Annotated in this window: 13 protein-coding genes and 1 pseudogene; 10 read left to right on the plus strand and 4 right to left on the minus strand. The window is 61.8% G+C overall.

Annotated elements, in window-relative coordinates:
• Positions 1-2: 2 nt before the first annotated feature.
• The 5 genes from AIOL_RS19840 to dacB all read left to right on the plus strand — a co-directional run bounded on the left by AIOL_RS19840 (position 3) and on the right by dacB (position 4,459).
• A complete protein-coding gene (locus AIOL_RS19840) occupies positions 3-770 on the plus strand; it encodes a flagellar biosynthetic protein FliR (RefSeq protein WP_049645566.1) in 768 nt (255 codons plus the stop codon).
• Complete coding sequence (locus tag AIOL_RS19845) at positions 770-1,858, plus strand: EscU/YscU/HrcU family type III secretion system export apparatus switch protein (RefSeq protein ID WP_049644575.1); 1,089 nt, start codon at positions 770-772, stop codon at positions 1,856-1,858. Before AIOL_RS19840 ends, AIOL_RS19845 begins: the two co-directional genes overlap by 1 nt.
• Positions 1,855-2,211 (plus strand): hypothetical protein, encoded by a 357-nt coding sequence (locus AIOL_RS19850; RefSeq protein ID WP_152912606.1) that lies wholly within the window; start codon positions 1,855-1,857, stop codon positions 2,209-2,211. The genes AIOL_RS19845 and AIOL_RS19850 overlap by 4 nt, the downstream gene beginning before the upstream one ends.
• A gap of 73 nt (positions 2,212-2,284) precedes the next feature.
• On the plus strand, positions 2,285-2,911 hold the full coding sequence (locus AIOL_RS19855; RefSeq protein WP_049644577.1) for a nicotinate-nucleotide adenylyltransferase: 627 nt from the start codon (positions 2,285-2,287) through the stop codon (positions 2,909-2,911).
• Between the two features lie 12 nt (positions 2,912-2,923).
• On the plus strand, positions 2,924-4,459 hold the full coding sequence (gene dacB, locus AIOL_RS19860) for a D-alanyl-D-alanine carboxypeptidase/D-alanyl-D-alanine endopeptidase (protein WP_082152699.1): 1,536 nt from the start codon (positions 2,924-2,926) through the stop codon (positions 4,457-4,459).
• Position 4,460: 1 nt separating this feature from the next.
• On the opposite strand, the gene AIOL_RS19865 is transcribed toward dacB, so the two are convergent.
• Entirely contained in the window at positions 4,461-4,883 is a 423-nt protein-coding gene (locus AIOL_RS19865; RefSeq protein ID WP_200898772.1) for a tellurite resistance TerB family protein, read from the minus strand.
• A gap of 114 nt (positions 4,884-4,997) precedes the next feature.
• Between AIOL_RS19865 and lysK the strand changes: the two are divergent.
• A pseudogene (lysK, locus tag AIOL_RS19870) lies at positions 4,998-5,643 on the plus strand (lysine--tRNA ligase); the annotation flags it as partial.
• 50 nt (positions 5,644-5,693) lie between these two features.
• On the opposite strand, the gene AIOL_RS19875 reads toward lysK, so the two are convergent.
• Complete coding sequence (locus AIOL_RS19875; RefSeq protein WP_200898772.1) at positions 5,694-6,116, minus strand: tellurite resistance TerB family protein; 423 nt, start codon at positions 6,114-6,116, stop codon at positions 5,694-5,696.
• 114 nt (positions 6,117-6,230) lie between these two features.
• Here AIOL_RS19875 and AIOL_RS19880 point away from each other — a divergent pair, with 114 nt between their 5' ends.
• The 3 genes from AIOL_RS19880 (at position 6,231) to AIOL_RS19890 (ending at position 10,958) form a co-directional block, all read left to right on the plus strand.
• A complete protein-coding gene (locus tag AIOL_RS19880) occupies positions 6,231-7,808 on the plus strand; it encodes a lysine--tRNA ligase (RefSeq protein ID WP_049644579.1) in 1,578 nt (525 codons plus the stop codon).
• A 272-nt stretch (positions 7,809-8,080) separates the two neighbouring features.
• Positions 8,081-8,482 (plus strand): DUF4864 domain-containing protein, encoded by a 402-nt coding sequence (locus AIOL_RS19885; protein ID WP_049644580.1) that lies wholly within the window; start codon positions 8,081-8,083, stop codon positions 8,480-8,482.
• A gap of 181 nt (positions 8,483-8,663) precedes the next feature.
• Complete coding sequence (locus AIOL_RS19890) at positions 8,664-10,958, plus strand: glycosyl hydrolase family 28-related protein (protein ID WP_049644581.1); 2,295 nt, start codon at positions 8,664-8,666, stop codon at positions 10,956-10,958.
• 45 nt (positions 10,959-11,003) lie between these two features.
• Here the strand turns inward: AIOL_RS19890 and AIOL_RS19895 are convergent, their stop codons facing one another.
• On the minus strand, positions 11,004-11,678 hold the full coding sequence (locus AIOL_RS19895) for a hypothetical protein (RefSeq protein WP_049644582.1): 675 nt from the start codon (positions 11,676-11,678) through the stop codon (positions 11,004-11,006).
• Between the two features lie 379 nt (positions 11,679-12,057).
• Between AIOL_RS19895 and AIOL_RS19900 the strand changes: the two genes are divergently transcribed.
• Positions 12,058-12,246 (plus strand): hypothetical protein, encoded by a 189-nt coding sequence (locus AIOL_RS19900; RefSeq protein WP_152912607.1) that lies wholly within the window; start codon positions 12,058-12,060, stop codon positions 12,244-12,246.
• A 3-nt stretch (positions 12,247-12,249) separates the two neighbouring features.
• Here the strand turns inward: AIOL_RS19900 and AIOL_RS19905 are convergent, their stop codons facing one another.
• Positions 12,250-13,863 carry a dihydroxyacetone kinase subunit DhaK gene (locus tag AIOL_RS19905; RefSeq protein ID WP_049645569.1) on the minus strand — a complete coding sequence of 538 codons (1,614 nt, stop codon included), beginning with the start codon at positions 13,861-13,863 and terminating at the stop codon, positions 12,250-12,252.
• Positions 13,864-13,885 lie beyond the last annotated feature (22 nt).

Genomic DNA, 13,885 nt, shown 5'->3' on the forward strand with positions numbered 1-13,885 from the left:
AGATGGCGCTTGAGCTGTTGGACATAGGGCGGACCACGTTCGCGATAGGGTTCATCGTTTTCTTGCGCATCGGCGCCGCCATGGCCGTGCTGCCAGCCTTTGGAGAGCGGTCCATCCCGCAGCGTTTACGCTTGGCTCTGGCCTTGGCGTTCACGTTGATCGTGGCGCCCGCCGTCGCGCCCGAGATCGAGCCCATCGTGGCGCGCGGCGACGGGTTTGTTTTCCTCATTTGGACGGAGGTCATCGCCGGGTTGGCCCTGGGCCTGACCTTGCGACTTTTCGTTCTGGTATTGCAGATGGCGGGCACGATCGCGGCGCAGTCCACCTCTTTGTCTCAGATCTTTGGCACCGCGGCCTTGGAGCCTCTGCCCGCCATCGGGCACCTTTTGGTGGTCGGCGGGCTTGCCCTGGCGGCGATGACCGGCCTGCATGTGCAGGTGGCGCGCGCGCTGATCGGATCCTACCAGGTCTTTCCAACGGGCGGTTTTCCGGACCCCTCTTTGCTGGCGGAATGGGGCATCGCGCGGGTCGCCAGCGGCTTTGCCCTAGCCTTTACGTTGGCGGCGCCCTTCGTGCTGGCGTCCTTTGTCTACAACCTCACCTTGGGCATCATCAACAAGGCCATGCCGCAGCTTATGGTGGCCTTCGTCGGCGCGCCCGCGATCACCGCGGGCGGGCTGATCCTGCTGTTCTTGACGATGCCGCTGCTCTTGTCGGTGTGGAACGAGCAGTTCCAAACCTTCCTCGCGAACCCGTTTGAGGCGCGCTGATGAGCCAAGGTGACGAGGACACAGAAAAGCAATATGAACCGACGCAGAAGAAGTTGGATGATGCCCGGCGCAAGGGCGATATCCCGAAGTCGAATGACATCATGACGGCCGCCGCCTATGGCGGTCTTCTTTTGTCCATTCTGGCCATCGGGGCCACTACGATGACCCAGGTCGGCGGGGTCCTGGCCAACCTCTTGGGCCGGTCCGACCAGTTCGCAGAGATTTGGTTCGCCGAGGGGGCGTATCCGCTCTCGGGTGTCTTGGCAGGGATGCTGGGCAGGCCCTTGGCGATCTGGTTCGCCGTTCCTGCCGTTGCGGTCTTGGCGGCCATCCTCGCACAGCGGGCGTTTGTTGTGGCGCCCAGCAAGCTGGAGCCCAAGCTGAGCCGAATTTCTGTGATCTCGAACGCGAAGAACAAGTTCGGTCGCTCGGGGCTGTTCGAGTTCTTCAAGAGCTTCCTAAAGCTCGTGATCTACTCGCTGATCCTGGGGTATTTCCTGTATTGGAAGCTTGACGAGGTCGTCTCGGTCGTAAGTTTCAACCCGCGCGCCGTGCTGCAGCTTATGCTGGACCTGACCGTTGAATTCCTGGCGATCGTATTGGTGATTGCGGCGGTGATCGGCGGCATCGACTATGTGTTCCAGGCGCAGGAGCATACGCGCAAGAACCGAATGTCGCGCAAAGATCTGACCGATGAGGCGAAGCAATCCGAGGGCGACCCGCATATGAAGCAGGAGCGCCGCCAGCGCGCCTACGAGATCGCGATGAACACGATGTTGGCGGATGTGCCGGAGGCGGACGTGGTCGTCGTGAACCCGACCCATTATGCGGTTGCGTTGAAGTGGAGCCGCGCGCCCGGCACCGCGCCGGAATGCGTCGCCAAAGGCGTCGACCAGGTCGCCGCAAAAATCCGCGAGATCGCCGCTGAATCCGCGGTTCCCATCCACCGAGACCCCCCGACCGCCCGCGCGCTTTATGCGTCGGTCGATATCGGCCAGGAAATCCCCGTCGCGCATTACAAGGCCGTGGCCGCGGCAATCCAATTCGCAGAGCGTGTGCGCAAACAGGCCAAGGCATCGCTGCAATGAGCGAGGGATTAAAGAAGATGTCAGAGCTTGCCGCCGCGATCCGCGACCGCGACCTGGCAGAGCTTGCCGCCAAACAAGCGCATCGCCGCGGCGCGGAACTGGCGCGGCTGGACCTTATGGAGCAAGCGGAGGCGGAGCGCCAGGTCGCGTTGAGCGATGTGAGCTATCGCCGGGATTTCGAATCTCCGCGGCATGTATGGCATGCCTCGCGCATCCGAGCGCTGTCCTTCGAAGAGGCCCGGTCTGCCGCGCTCTTGGAGATGCAGCGCAAGGTCACCGCGAAATCCGTCGGCCGCGCGGCCGTGTTGGAGCGGTTGGTCCAGAAAGACCTGAAAGCAAAACGCCGAGAGTGACGGCCCGCAGGCAGACGCAGGAATTGCCGCCTAGACATTGACAGCCCCCCAACGACACTCGATTGATCGGGCCGTGGGAAAAAGCGCAGGATATTTCGACCGGAGCGGGCTTCCGGTCGCGCGGGCAGGGCAGACCGTCGGGCTTTTGGGGGGGTCCTTTGATCCGCCGCATGCGGGTCATGTGCATATCTCGCGCCATGCGCTGCGGCGGTTTGGGTTGGACGCGCTTTGGTGGCTGGTCTCGCCGGGCAACCCGCTGAAGACAGAAGGCCCGGCGCCGTTGGATCGCCGCATGAGCGCCTGCCGCGCCATTATGGACCACCCGAAGGTGATTATCAGCGACGCCGAATCACGGCTGGGCACGCGCTATACGGCTGAGACGCTGCGCGCCCTGCGCCGCCGTTATTGCGGTGTGAACTTTGTGTGGATCATGGGGGCGGACAACCTGGCATCGTTTCATCATTGGGAACAATGGCGGTGGATCATGGAGAATGTCCCGATTGCAGTCCTTGCGCGCCCGGGCGATCGCACAGAGGCGCGGCACTCGCGGGCGGCGACTCAGTATCGCCGCGCGCAACTAAGTGGTAAGGATGCCAAGTATTTGACCAAAAGTAGGGCTCCCTGCTGGTGCTTTGTGAACGTGCCTATGGTAAATTTGTCATCAACGCAGATTAGAGCGCGCGGAGATTGGAAACGTTAATTCTCCAAGCGAATGCGGCGGGGTTATTCTAACCGCAACGGGGGTAAGGAATTGAAGTTGTTTTTTTCACGACGTGTTATTGTCGTCGCTTTGCTTGGGTCCGTGGCAGGGCAAGCTATTGCGCGTGCGCCGCTGACGTCACTCAGACCGTTACCGCGCGGCGCACAGCGGGTCACCGCCCCCGCCCCCGCCCCTGCTGCGGAATCGTTGATCTTGAAGGCGAAACTCAGCGGCAAGGTTGGTTATGTTGTGGCGGACGCGCGCACCGGCGCGGTGCTGGAAGAGCGAAATCAGGGTCTGGCTCTTCCCCCCGCGAGTGTGACCAAAGCCGTCACCGCGCTTTACGCCTTGGATCGCCTGGGCCCAGGATTTCGGTTCCGCACCCGGTTGGTTGCGGATGGAACGGTGTCTAACGGCAGACTTCGGGGCAACCTGATCTTGGTGGGCGGCGGGGACCCAACGCTGGACACGGATGCCCTGGGCGACATGGCGCGTCAGCTTAAGGCGGCGGGCGTGCGAGAGGTGACGGGCAAATTCCTCGTCTATGGCGGGGTGCTGCCGACAATCCCCTCGATTGACCCGGGCCAGCCGGTGCATGTCAGCTATAACCCGGCGGTCTCTGGCCTGAACCTGAACTACAACCGCGTGCATTTCGAGTGGAAGCGGCAGTCGGGCAACTATGCGCTCAAACTGGACGCGCGGGCGCGCAGATACAGCCCGCAGGTGGCTATCGCGAAGATGCGCGTGGTGGATAGATCGCTGCCGGTCTACACCTATGCCAGCAAGTCCCGCCATGATGAATGGACGGTTGCGCGCGGGGCCCTTGGGAATGCGGGCAGCCGCTGGCTGCCGGTGCGAAAGCCCGGGCTATACGCGGCTGAAGTTTTCCAGAACCTTGCCCGCGCGCACGGGGTCTCGGTGCCGCGTGCCAAGGTCATGACCCGGCCGCCGCTTGGCACAACGCTGGTCGAGCATAAGAGCGCGCCTTTGCGCGACATCCTGCGCGCGATGATGAAATTCTCCACCAACCTGACCGCGGAGGTGGTTGGAGTGATGGCGAGTAACATCAAGGGTGGCAGCGTGAAGACGCTGAAATCCTCGGCCAATAAGATGACGGCCTGGGCGCGCAAATCGCTTGGCATGCGGACGGCGAAGTTTGTGGATCATTCGGGGCTGGGCGGCGCCTCGCGCGTCTCGGCGACGGATATGGTGACCGCGCTCCGGATGGCGGCGAAATCCAATAACATCCGAGGCATCTTCAAAGACATCCCGATGCGCAACGACAAGGGTGACATCGTAGAGAACCATCCGGTCAAGGTCCGCGCGAAGACCGGGACGCTGAACTTCGTCAGCGCGCTTGCGGGCTATGCAAGCGCGGCGGATGGGCGAGAGTTGGTATTCGCGATTTTCACCGCAGACGTGCAGCGGCGCAATCAGATCAAGCGCTCGGATGGCGACGTGCCAGAGGGCACGCGGGCTTGGCGCGCGCGATCAAGACGCCTGCAGATTCAACTGCTTGACCGCTGGGGCCGGACCTACGCGGTCTAGCCTATAGCACCTGATGGCGCGCCCGAGCGCCGCGCTCGATGGCCGCGGCGTGCAACCGGTCAATGCGGAAAACATACCGCAGCTCCGCCAGGAACCGCAGCTCTTGCTCGCCAAGAAGCCCATCTGACGCGCCCACATCGCAGGCCAGCGCATAGGCGGTCTCGTAGAGCTTCTCGGGCAACGCCTCGGTTACCAATCCAAAGAAGGCGTCCAGCCCGTCCTCTTCCACGAAGAGATCAAACACCGTGTTAGAGATCACCAGCATCCGGTCTTTGTCGTATTCGGCGAACACCGGCATGTGATCCACCATGCGTTCGATCGAGACCAGCTCGGCGGTGCGAATATTCTCGTCGCTGGCCGAGGTGGCCATCATGACGGCCACAAGCGCGTCTTGTGGCGTTAGGGAGATTGTCGGCTCGGTCACGGGACTCATCCTGCACATCATGTGTTGCGGTGCAGCATATTGACGGCGCAGGCCCCCGGCAATAGTCAGAGCCGCGTCCGTGGCATTGGGCCACGGCAAATTGAAAGAAGCGACATGTCTGACCTGCGCGACGCTGCGATGAGCTCTAAAGCCTGGCCGTTCGAAGAGGCGCGCCGGTTGCTCAAACGCTACGAGAAGGCGCCGCCGGAGAAGGGCTATGTCCTGTTCGAGACCGGCTATGGCCCCTCGGGCCTTCCGCATATCGGCACATTTGGCGAGGTGCTGCGCACCACGATGATCCGCCGCGCCTTTGAGGTCATCAGCGACATCCCAACCAAGTTGATCTGCTTCTCGGACGATTTGGACGGGTTGCGCAAAGTGCCGGGCAATGTGCCAAATCAGGAAGAGCTGGCTAAGCACATCCAGAAGCCCCTGACCGCTGTGCCCGACCCGTTCGGCACCCATGACAGTTTTGCCGCCCACAACAACAATAAACTCTGCCAGTTTTTAGATAGCTTCGGCTTTAGCTACAAACTCAAAAGTGCCACCGAACTTTATAAAGGCGGGGTCTATAACCCCACCTTAAAAAAGGTGCTAGCCCACCACAATGAAATTGCCAAAATAGTGGCGGCAGATTTAGGCGAAGAGAGACGCAAAAACTACAGCCCGTTTCTACCCATTCACCAAGGCAAGGTGCTTCAGGCAAAGGTGGTGGAAACCGACACCACCAATAACACAATTGTGTTTATCCACCCTCACANCTGCAGATTCAACTGCTTGACCGCTGGGGCCGGACCTACGCGGTCTAGCCTATAGCACCTGATGGCGCGCCCGAGCGCCGCGCTCGATGGCCGCGGCGTGCAACCGGTCAATGCGGAAAACATACCGCAGCTCCGCCAGGAACCGCAGCTCTTGCTCGCCAAGAAGCCCATCTGACGCGCCCACATCGCAGGCCAGCGCATAGGCGGTCTCGTAGAGCTTCTCGGGCAACGCCTCGGTTACCAATCCAAAGAAGGCGTCCAGCCCGTCCTCTTCCACGAAGAGATCAAACACCGTGTTAGAGATCACCAGCATCCGGTCTTTGTCGTATTCGGCGAACACCGGCATGTGATCCACCATGCGTTCGATCGAGACCAGCTCGGCGGTGCGAATATTCTCGTCGCTGGCCGAGGTGGCCATCATGACGGCCACAAGCGCGTCTTGTGGCGTTAGGGAGATTGTCGGCTCGGTCACGGGACTCATCCTGCACATCATGTGTTGCGGTGCAGCATATTGACGGCGCAGGCCCCCGGCAATAGTCAGAGCCGCGTCCGTGGCATTGGGCCACGGCAAATTGAAAGAAGCGACATGTCTGACCTGCGCGACGCTGCGATGAGCTCTAAAGCCTGGCCGTTCGAAGAGGCGCGCCGGTTGCTCAAACGCTACGAGAAGGCGCCGCCGGAGAAGGGCTATGTCCTGTTCGAGACCGGCTATGGCCCCTCGGGCCTTCCGCATATCGGCACATTTGGCGAGGTGCTGCGCACCACGATGATCCGCCGCGCCTTTGAGGTCATCAGCGACATCCCAACCAAGTTGATCTGCTTCTCGGACGATTTGGACGGGTTGCGCAAAGTGCCGGGCAATGTGCCAAATCAGGAAGAGCTGGCTAAGCACATCCAGAAGCCCCTGACCGCTGTGCCCGACCCGTTCGGCACCCATGAAAGCTTTGGTCACCACAACAACGCCATGCTGCGGCGGTTCCTGGACACGTTCGGGTTTGAGTACGAATTCTACTCGGCCCGGGAGTTCTACAAATCAGGTCAGTTCGACGAGATCCTGCTGCGCTGCGCCGAGCGCTATGACGACCTGATGAAGATCATGCTGAAGTCGCTGCGCGAAGAGCGCCAGCAGAGCTACTCGATTTTCCTGCCGATCCACCCCGAGACCGGGCGCGTCATCTATGTGCCAATGAAGCATGTGGACGGTCGCGAGGGCACCGTGACCTTTGACGACGAGGACGGGCGCGAATGGACGCTGCCGGTGACGGGCGGCAACGTAAAGCTGCAGTGGAAGCCGGATTTCGGCGCGCGCTGGGCGGCGCTGGGCGTGGATTTCGAGATGTATGGCAAGGAACACGCCACCAACGAAAAGATCTATGACGCGATCTGCCGGACCCTGGGACAGCGCCCGCCAAACCATTTCTCTTACGAGCTTTTCCTGGATGACCAGGGGCAGAAGATCTCGAAATCTTCGGGCAACGGGATCTCGATCGATGAGTGGCTAAGCTATGCCTCGACCGAAAGCCTGTCGTATTTCATGTACCAAAAGCCCAAGACCGCAAAGCGGATGTATTTTGATGTGATCCCCCGGGCGGTAGACGAGTACCATCAGCAATTGCGCGCCTATGCCGACCAAGACGCGACACAGCGCATGGCGAACCCGGTGTTCCATATCCACGGGCATAACGTGCCCGCGTCCAATCTGGTTGTGCCGTTCTCGATGCTCTTGAACCTCGCCTCGGTGTCGGCGGCGGAAGAGAAAGCGCAGATGTGGGGCTTCATCCAACGCTACGCGCCAGAGGCCTCGGCCGAGACCCATCCCGATCTGGACGCCGCGGCGGGCTTTGCCGTGCGCTACTACAACGACTTCGTAAAGCCCGGGAAGACCTACCGCGCACCGGACGACAAAGAGCGCGCCGCGTTGGAAGACCTGCTTGCGAGGTTGAAGGCCTGGGACGGCGGGTTGGACCCCGAAGAGCTTCAGTCGATGGTCTTCGCCGTTGGCAAAGACCACGCGTTCGATCCGCTGCGTGACTGGTTCAAGGCGCTCTATGAGGTGCTGTTGGGCGCCTCGCAAGGTCCTCGCTTTGGTGGGTTCATCGCGCTATACGGGGTCGCTGAATCGATCCAACTGATCGAGGACGGTCTGGCAGGAATGCTCGGCTGAGCGAGCATAGCCTTTAGGCGGTCAAATCAGGCGAAATTCAGAGAATCTTGGTGATTCGGCCCGGATCACGCAGGGTATCGCAATCAATCGGCGTCAGCGTTGATTGCGATGCACCCATGACCTCTTGACGGAGTGGGCGCATTCCTAATGGGGACTTCGTCCGGCAATGAGAGACACGCGGGAGATCCGGGTGGGCGCCGACGGCGCGGTGCATTTTGAAACCAGTTCTCCTTTCAGCGCGTATCCACTACGTTATCCGATAGGAGAGTCACATGGTCCGTCTCGTCATAGCATTGCTTCTCGCATTCTTCGTGGCCTTGCCGGCTAAGGCGCAAGAGGATCCCATCCAGGGAGTGATCTCCAGTCAGATCGAGGCGTTCCAGCGCGACGATTTTGCCACCGCGTTCACCTTCGCGTCTCCCTTCATCCAGCGGATGTTTGGATCGTCAGAGCGCTTTGGCGCGATGGTGCGAAACGGTTACCCGATGGTCTGGCGGCCCGCGGATGTGACGTTCTCAGGCCAAGAGCAACGCGGTCCATTCACGTATCAAGTTGTGCGGATCCGTGATGCGGAGGGCCAGTTTCACTACCTGGAATACGAGATGTTGCAGGGGGAAAATAGCTGGCAAATCAACGGCGTGCAGTTCATCCAAGCGCCGGAACTGGCGGCTTAAACCCCCGGCCGTACCGTATCTCCGCACGCAAGGTTAACATGTCGTAAACCGCAGCGTGATAGCTATATCCCCTGTCCGGGCGGCGTGCCTGGGCTTTCCCACGAGAGCGTTTCGATATCGACCGGCGCGGCGCCCTATGCCTGCGCCCCGGGCGCGCGCACAGGATTTGAAAGGGGTTTCGATGAACAAGGCAATTACAGACGGCCTGCTGCTGATGCCGCCGGCCTTTGCAAATGGTTTGGATGTTTGGTCAAGCCAGGATGGCACTCCGGGTTCGAGCACATATAACGGCGCCACGAACGCGGCATTCGTGCCGTCCGACCAGGATTTCGGCGGCTGCTTGGAGTTGGTAAAGACCGAGAACACGCAGAAACTGCGCTATATGGGCGAGACGCCCATTCTGCCTGGTTGCTATCTGCGCGTCACGGCGCGGGTCAAAGCAATCACGGGCAATCTGCCCACGGTGCGCATCGCGGCGCGCGCGGGCCGCGCGGGCGGCAGCGAGGTCACAGGATTGGTCACCACGGGGCCGGGCGTTGCGTTGACCAGCTATGGCGAGATCGTCGAGGTGAGCGCCATCGTGGGCACCGGGGACCGCAACGGCGTCGATATGGTGTGGGGCACCGAGCCGATCTATGGCCATTTCGGCCTTGATCTGACCGGCAACAACGGCGGCGTCGTGCGGATCGACGACATTATCATCGAGGACATCACCAGCGCGTTCCTGCGCAGCATGATGGACTGGGTGGATGTGCGCGACTTTGGCGCGGTTGGAAACGGATCCACCAACGACCTTGCGGCGTTTGAGGCCGCGGATGCCGCTGCGAATGGGCGCGACATTCTGGTGCCCGCGGGCACATACCGCATCGCCGGGAACCTGACGCTGGAGAACCGCACTCGGTTTGAGGGCACGCTGGTGATGAACGCCAATGAACGGCTGGTTCTGCGTCGCGACTTTAAGTTCCACGACTACTGCGACGCGTTCGGGAACGACGAGGTGCTGGCCTTCAAGAAGGCCTATCAAGCGCTCTTGAATTTCTCCGATCATGAGTCCCTTGACCTGGGAGGCCGCCGGATCGAGGTGGACGCGCCCATCGACATGCAGGCGGCGGTGAACAACCAGACCACCTATGAGGTGCGCCGGGTGATCCGCAACGGTCAGTTTAACGTTGTGGCGTCGTCGAACTGGGACACCGACACGGTGACTTCCGCGGCGAGCTACAGCGCCAACAATCCCAAGAAGCTGACCAATGTCGCGAATGTTGCGAACATCCCGGTCGGCTCTTTGGTGCAGGGCAATGGCGTGGGCCGCGAGGTCTATGTGCGCGACAAGAATGTCGGCGCCGGGGAGATAACGCTTAGCCAAGAGCTTTATGGCGCGCCCTTAAACCAGACCTACACGTTCAAGCGCTTTAAATTCGTGCTGGATTTCAGCGGCTTCACCAAAATCTCGAAATTCACGATCACCGATGTGGAGATCCAGTGCAACGGGCGAAGCAGCGGCATCTTGCTGGCGCCGGCGGGTGAGACGTTCCACCTCAAGGACAGCTTTATCACCAAGCCGATGGATCGCGCGCTGACCAGCCATGGCAATGGCTGCCAGGACTTGCAGATCGACCGCTGCCACTTTGTCAGCAACGAGCAATCCACGCTCGCCACGCAGCGCGTCAGCCAAGTCTTCAACGTCAATGCGAACGACGCCAAGATCCGCTCCAACCGGTTCCAGCGCTTTGGTCACACCATGTTCCTGCACGGGAACGGCCACGTGATCGTTGGCAACCACCTGTTCCAGGGCGACGGCTCGACGGATGGGCCTAGGGTCGGTGGCATCATTTTCACCGAGCCCAACCTAAAGACCATCATCACCGGCAACTATATCGACAACTGCTTTATCGAGATGTCGAACGAGCATGACGCCAAGCCGGAATTCTCCAACGAGTTCTCCTTTGGCGGGCTGACGATTACCGGCAACATCTTTACCGCCAACGATGTGGCGCCGTGGTTCAGCTGGATCGTGATCAAACCCTACGGGCCCGGCCATTTCATCCAGGGGCTTAGCGTCACCGGGAACACCTTTAAGGCGCTGAACGGGGCCATCGACCGGATCGAGGAGGTGGACACCAGCTTTGCCGATCTCGACTACACCCGCGTGCGGAATGTCGTCTTCTCGGGCAACACGTTCAACGGTATCGCACAGGCCGCGATCAACCCCGTTACGCTGGAGTTTGACCAGGTGACGAACGCGTCAACCTGGACGCTGAATGTCGCGGACTACCTGCCATTCGGTGGCAATGCGCGGACGGTGGAATCGGTCGTAGCCGAGGGCAATATTAAGAACGCGGCTGGGCAGAATATCTACCATTTCCCTGCCGTGTTCACGAATGCCGGGACCGAGAACAACCTCGTGCAGCTGCGTTGGCCCGAGGCCTGCAACGGGACCGTCGTTGTAACAGCGCGGGTCGACAAGCCGGTATAAATGATGCGCGGGGCGCGCCCGTCGAGGCGCGCCCCTCTGCAATCCTCAAAACTCCAGCCAGTTGTGCAGCTTCACTCCAATCTGGTCGTCCCCGGACAAACCGATTTGCACGCCCAGCTCGATATGGCGACCGGGGCGAGCCCCCCAGGCCACAGCCGGTGCCAATCGAAGATAGGGGTCACTGCCGGGATAATCGCCGGTTTGGATTTGCAGCATGAACATCCATTTTTCCCAGGGCTTCACGCCCAGCGTGGCGTCCAGCTTGCCGATGAGGTCACCGCCTTGGGTTAAGTACTGCGTCTGAGCATCAATTGCGGCCCAGCCAGGCCCAAGGGGCGTCTGGAACCCACGCCCCCAGGCCAGACCGATCTGCACAACCGGGCTCTTGTCCGCGCCGGGGCCGGTCGTTCCGAGGCCGAGCTGCACCGCGAATTTGGAATGCTCAAAGCGCCGCAGGATCGGCGCACGCAAGAACGCGATGGCAGTGTAGGCGCCGATCCCATTGGCCGTGCCATCCAACCCAAATGTCAGGTCCTTGCGCATTCCGCGTTCCAGGTAGAACGAATAGGTCTGGTCCAGTTGGATGAGGGACTGCGCGCGGGGTGCGCTGATCGTTGTGCCAAAGGACAGGAATATCTGGCCCTGTTCGCGCGGCCACGCGCCGCTGAACGCGGGGCCCGCGGCAAGGGCGATAAGGGTTATGAGGGCGTAAAGGCGCATGGCGTGCGTCAACGGCTAGTCAACACTGGTTAATGACCGGTGAACGGCCATAGAGGCCGTTAGCATCAAGGATGTGGACCCGGCGCATCGCGCGGCTGTTGTAGAGGTGGCAACCTGAGCCACATGCATCTGCGGGACACGGATGGATATGCGGACCGGCATTGGGTGCTGGGCGAGGGCAACATCCCCTGTACGCCGAAACGGCGCGCACCGGGCGGGCGTTTTCTAGCGGGCTGTGACTCTATGGCTGTTTACAATATCTAGGGTTGTGCCATAGTGGGGCCAGCTGCATCTTGCTTGCCTGGGGGCAAATATAGGGCGCGTGATGCTTTCTTGCGTATTTTTGATGGGGAATTTGTTCGTCTCGGATGGGGATGTGATGATCGCATTCGCCGCCATGAGCCATGTCGAACGCGACGGGTCCTTGCTGCTGGTTGGCGCCGGCGGGCGCCAGGACGGCCTTGATGTCTCCGAATATCCAACGGAAATGGGTGTGCACACCATCCTGTCTGACTGCGCCGCGCGCGCAGAAGAGGTCGGGCCGGGCATAGACTTTGCAAAGATGTAGGCCCTAAGCGAGACCTTCAAAAAGCAGCGCCACGGCCTCGACGCCGGGATCGTTATGCCCGCGCATGGCGTCGGCCGAAACATAAGCCGCGCGCCCGGCCTTGGCCTGGGTGATGGTGGCGGTGTGGTCCGCGCCGATGCGGGCGGCGGTGGCCGCGGCCGCGAGCCCCTCCGGCAATGCCGCCAAGGCCGGGCCAAGCGCGTCGATCATCGTGCGATCCCCTGGCGCGGCGCCGCCGACCTGCTGGATCCGCGCCAGCCCGGCCCCGAGCGCGCCTGATATGTCGGCCCCCGCCGCCGCGGAATCCCCTGCCGCCGCAAAGAAGATCGCCAGCAAGACCCCAGACGAGCCGCCCATGGTTTGGCTCAGCTCGTTGCCAATCGCGCGGTAAAGCTCGGCCTCGTCCGCTAGCGGCAGTCGGTCCATCGCGGCAAGCAACGCCCGCGCTGCGGTGGCCAGCGTGGCGCCGGTGTCGCCGTCACCGGACTTGGCGTCGAGCGCGTTCAGCTCGGCCTCGGCGGCGACCATGATCTCGCAGCATTTCTGTATCAGCGCGGCGGTGGCCGGGTCGCTCGACGGGGTCGCTGCTGGCACGGCCAGCCCGTCCGGCAACGCGCGCATGTCCACCTCGCCGACCGGCAGGCAGCCCGGCCAAGCCCAGGGCTCTGCAAGCTTGGTCAGATGCGTCTCGACCCCGTCCGCCGGGAGCAGCGACACCGAGAACCCGTGCATATCCAGCGAGGTCATCATTGCTGCGGGCCCGACGACCCAGTGGATCTGCTTGCCGATCTTGGAAGAGAGCAGCTCCTCGGTCAGCACCGCCATTTCCAGCGGCGTGGTGCCGCCGAGGTTGTTCATCAGCGCCACGTAGGCGCCGCGATCCATCGCAGCCGCCAGGCGTTCCACCACCATCGCCATCGCGGCCCTGGCACCCGCAAAGCCGACCTGCTCGACCCCGGGCTCGCCGTGGATGCCCAGGCCCAGCTCTGCCATGCCAGCGCCGATGCGGTCCTCTTTGGGAGAGCCGGGCACCGTGCAGGTATCCAGCGACATCCCGATCGAGATCACGCCATCTATGACTTGCTGCGCGGCGGTGGTGACGGTCTCTAGATCGGCGTCCAGCTCGGCCAGGGCGCCCGCGATCTTGTGCACGAACAAGGTGCCTGCGACCCCGCGCGGCTGCGGCAGATCGGGCAGCGCGATGTCGTCGTCCACCACGACCATGGCGACCTTCATCCCCAGCGCCCGGGCGCGCTCTGCCGCCAGGCCGAAATTCAGCCGGTCGCCGGTGTAGTTCTTCACAATTAGCAAACAGCCCGCCTCGCCGGTCACCGCCAGGATGCCCGCCAGCACGGCGTCCACTGAGGGCGAGGCGAAGACCTCGCCGCAGACCGCCGCGGTCAGCATCCCCTGGCCAACGAAACCCGCATGGCTCGGCTCGTGCCCCGAGCCGCCACCCGAGACCAAAGCGACCTTCGCGCGGTCCCAGTCGGTGCGCAGCACCACCTTTATATGCGGGTACCCGTCCAGCCGCGCCAACCGCCCCGCGCCGAGCCTGAGTGCGCCGTCAATGGCCTCGGTGACCAGGTCTTCCTTGGCGTTTATGAACTGAACCAACGTGTCCTCCCGCAAATTCACA

Source organism: Candidatus Rhodobacter oscarellae (assembly GCF_001078595.1).
Taxonomy (GTDB): Bacteria; Pseudomonadota; Alphaproteobacteria; order Rhodobacterales; family Rhodobacteraceae; genus Rhodobacter_B; species Rhodobacter_B oscarellae.

What these genes read in the sequence shown, in the direction of transcription:
- AIOL_RS19840 (WP_049645566.1), top strand. Translation starts at nt 3, where the DNA reads ATGGCGCTTGAGCTGTTGGACATAGGGCGGACCACGTTCGCGATAGGG.
- AIOL_RS19845 (WP_049644575.1), top strand. Translation starts at nt 770, where the DNA reads ATGAGCCAAGGTGACGAGGACACAGAAAAGCAATATGAACCGACGCAG.
- AIOL_RS19850 (WP_152912606.1), top strand. Translation starts at nt 1,855, where the DNA reads ATGAGCGAGGGATTAAAGAAGATGTCAGAGCTTGCCGCCGCGATCCGC.
- dacB (WP_082152699.1), top strand. Translation starts at nt 2,924, where the DNA reads ATGCGGCGGGGTTATTCTAACCGCAACGGGGGTAAGGAATTGAAGTTG.
- AIOL_RS19880 (WP_049644579.1), top strand. Translation starts at nt 6,231, where the DNA reads ATGTCTGACCTGCGCGACGCTGCGATGAGCTCTAAAGCCTGGCCGTTC.
- AIOL_RS19885 (WP_049644580.1), top strand. Translation starts at nt 8,081, where the DNA reads ATGGTCCGTCTCGTCATAGCATTGCTTCTCGCATTCTTCGTGGCCTTG.
- AIOL_RS19890 (WP_049644581.1), top strand. Translation starts at nt 8,664, where the DNA reads ATGAACAAGGCAATTACAGACGGCCTGCTGCTGATGCCGCCGGCCTTT.
- AIOL_RS19895 (WP_049644582.1), bottom strand. Translation starts at nt 11,678, where the DNA reads ATGCGCCTTTACGCCCTCATAACCCTTATCGCCCTTGCCGCGGGCCCC.
- AIOL_RS19900 (WP_152912607.1), top strand. Translation starts at nt 12,058, where the DNA reads ATGATCGCATTCGCCGCCATGAGCCATGTCGAACGCGACGGGTCCTTG.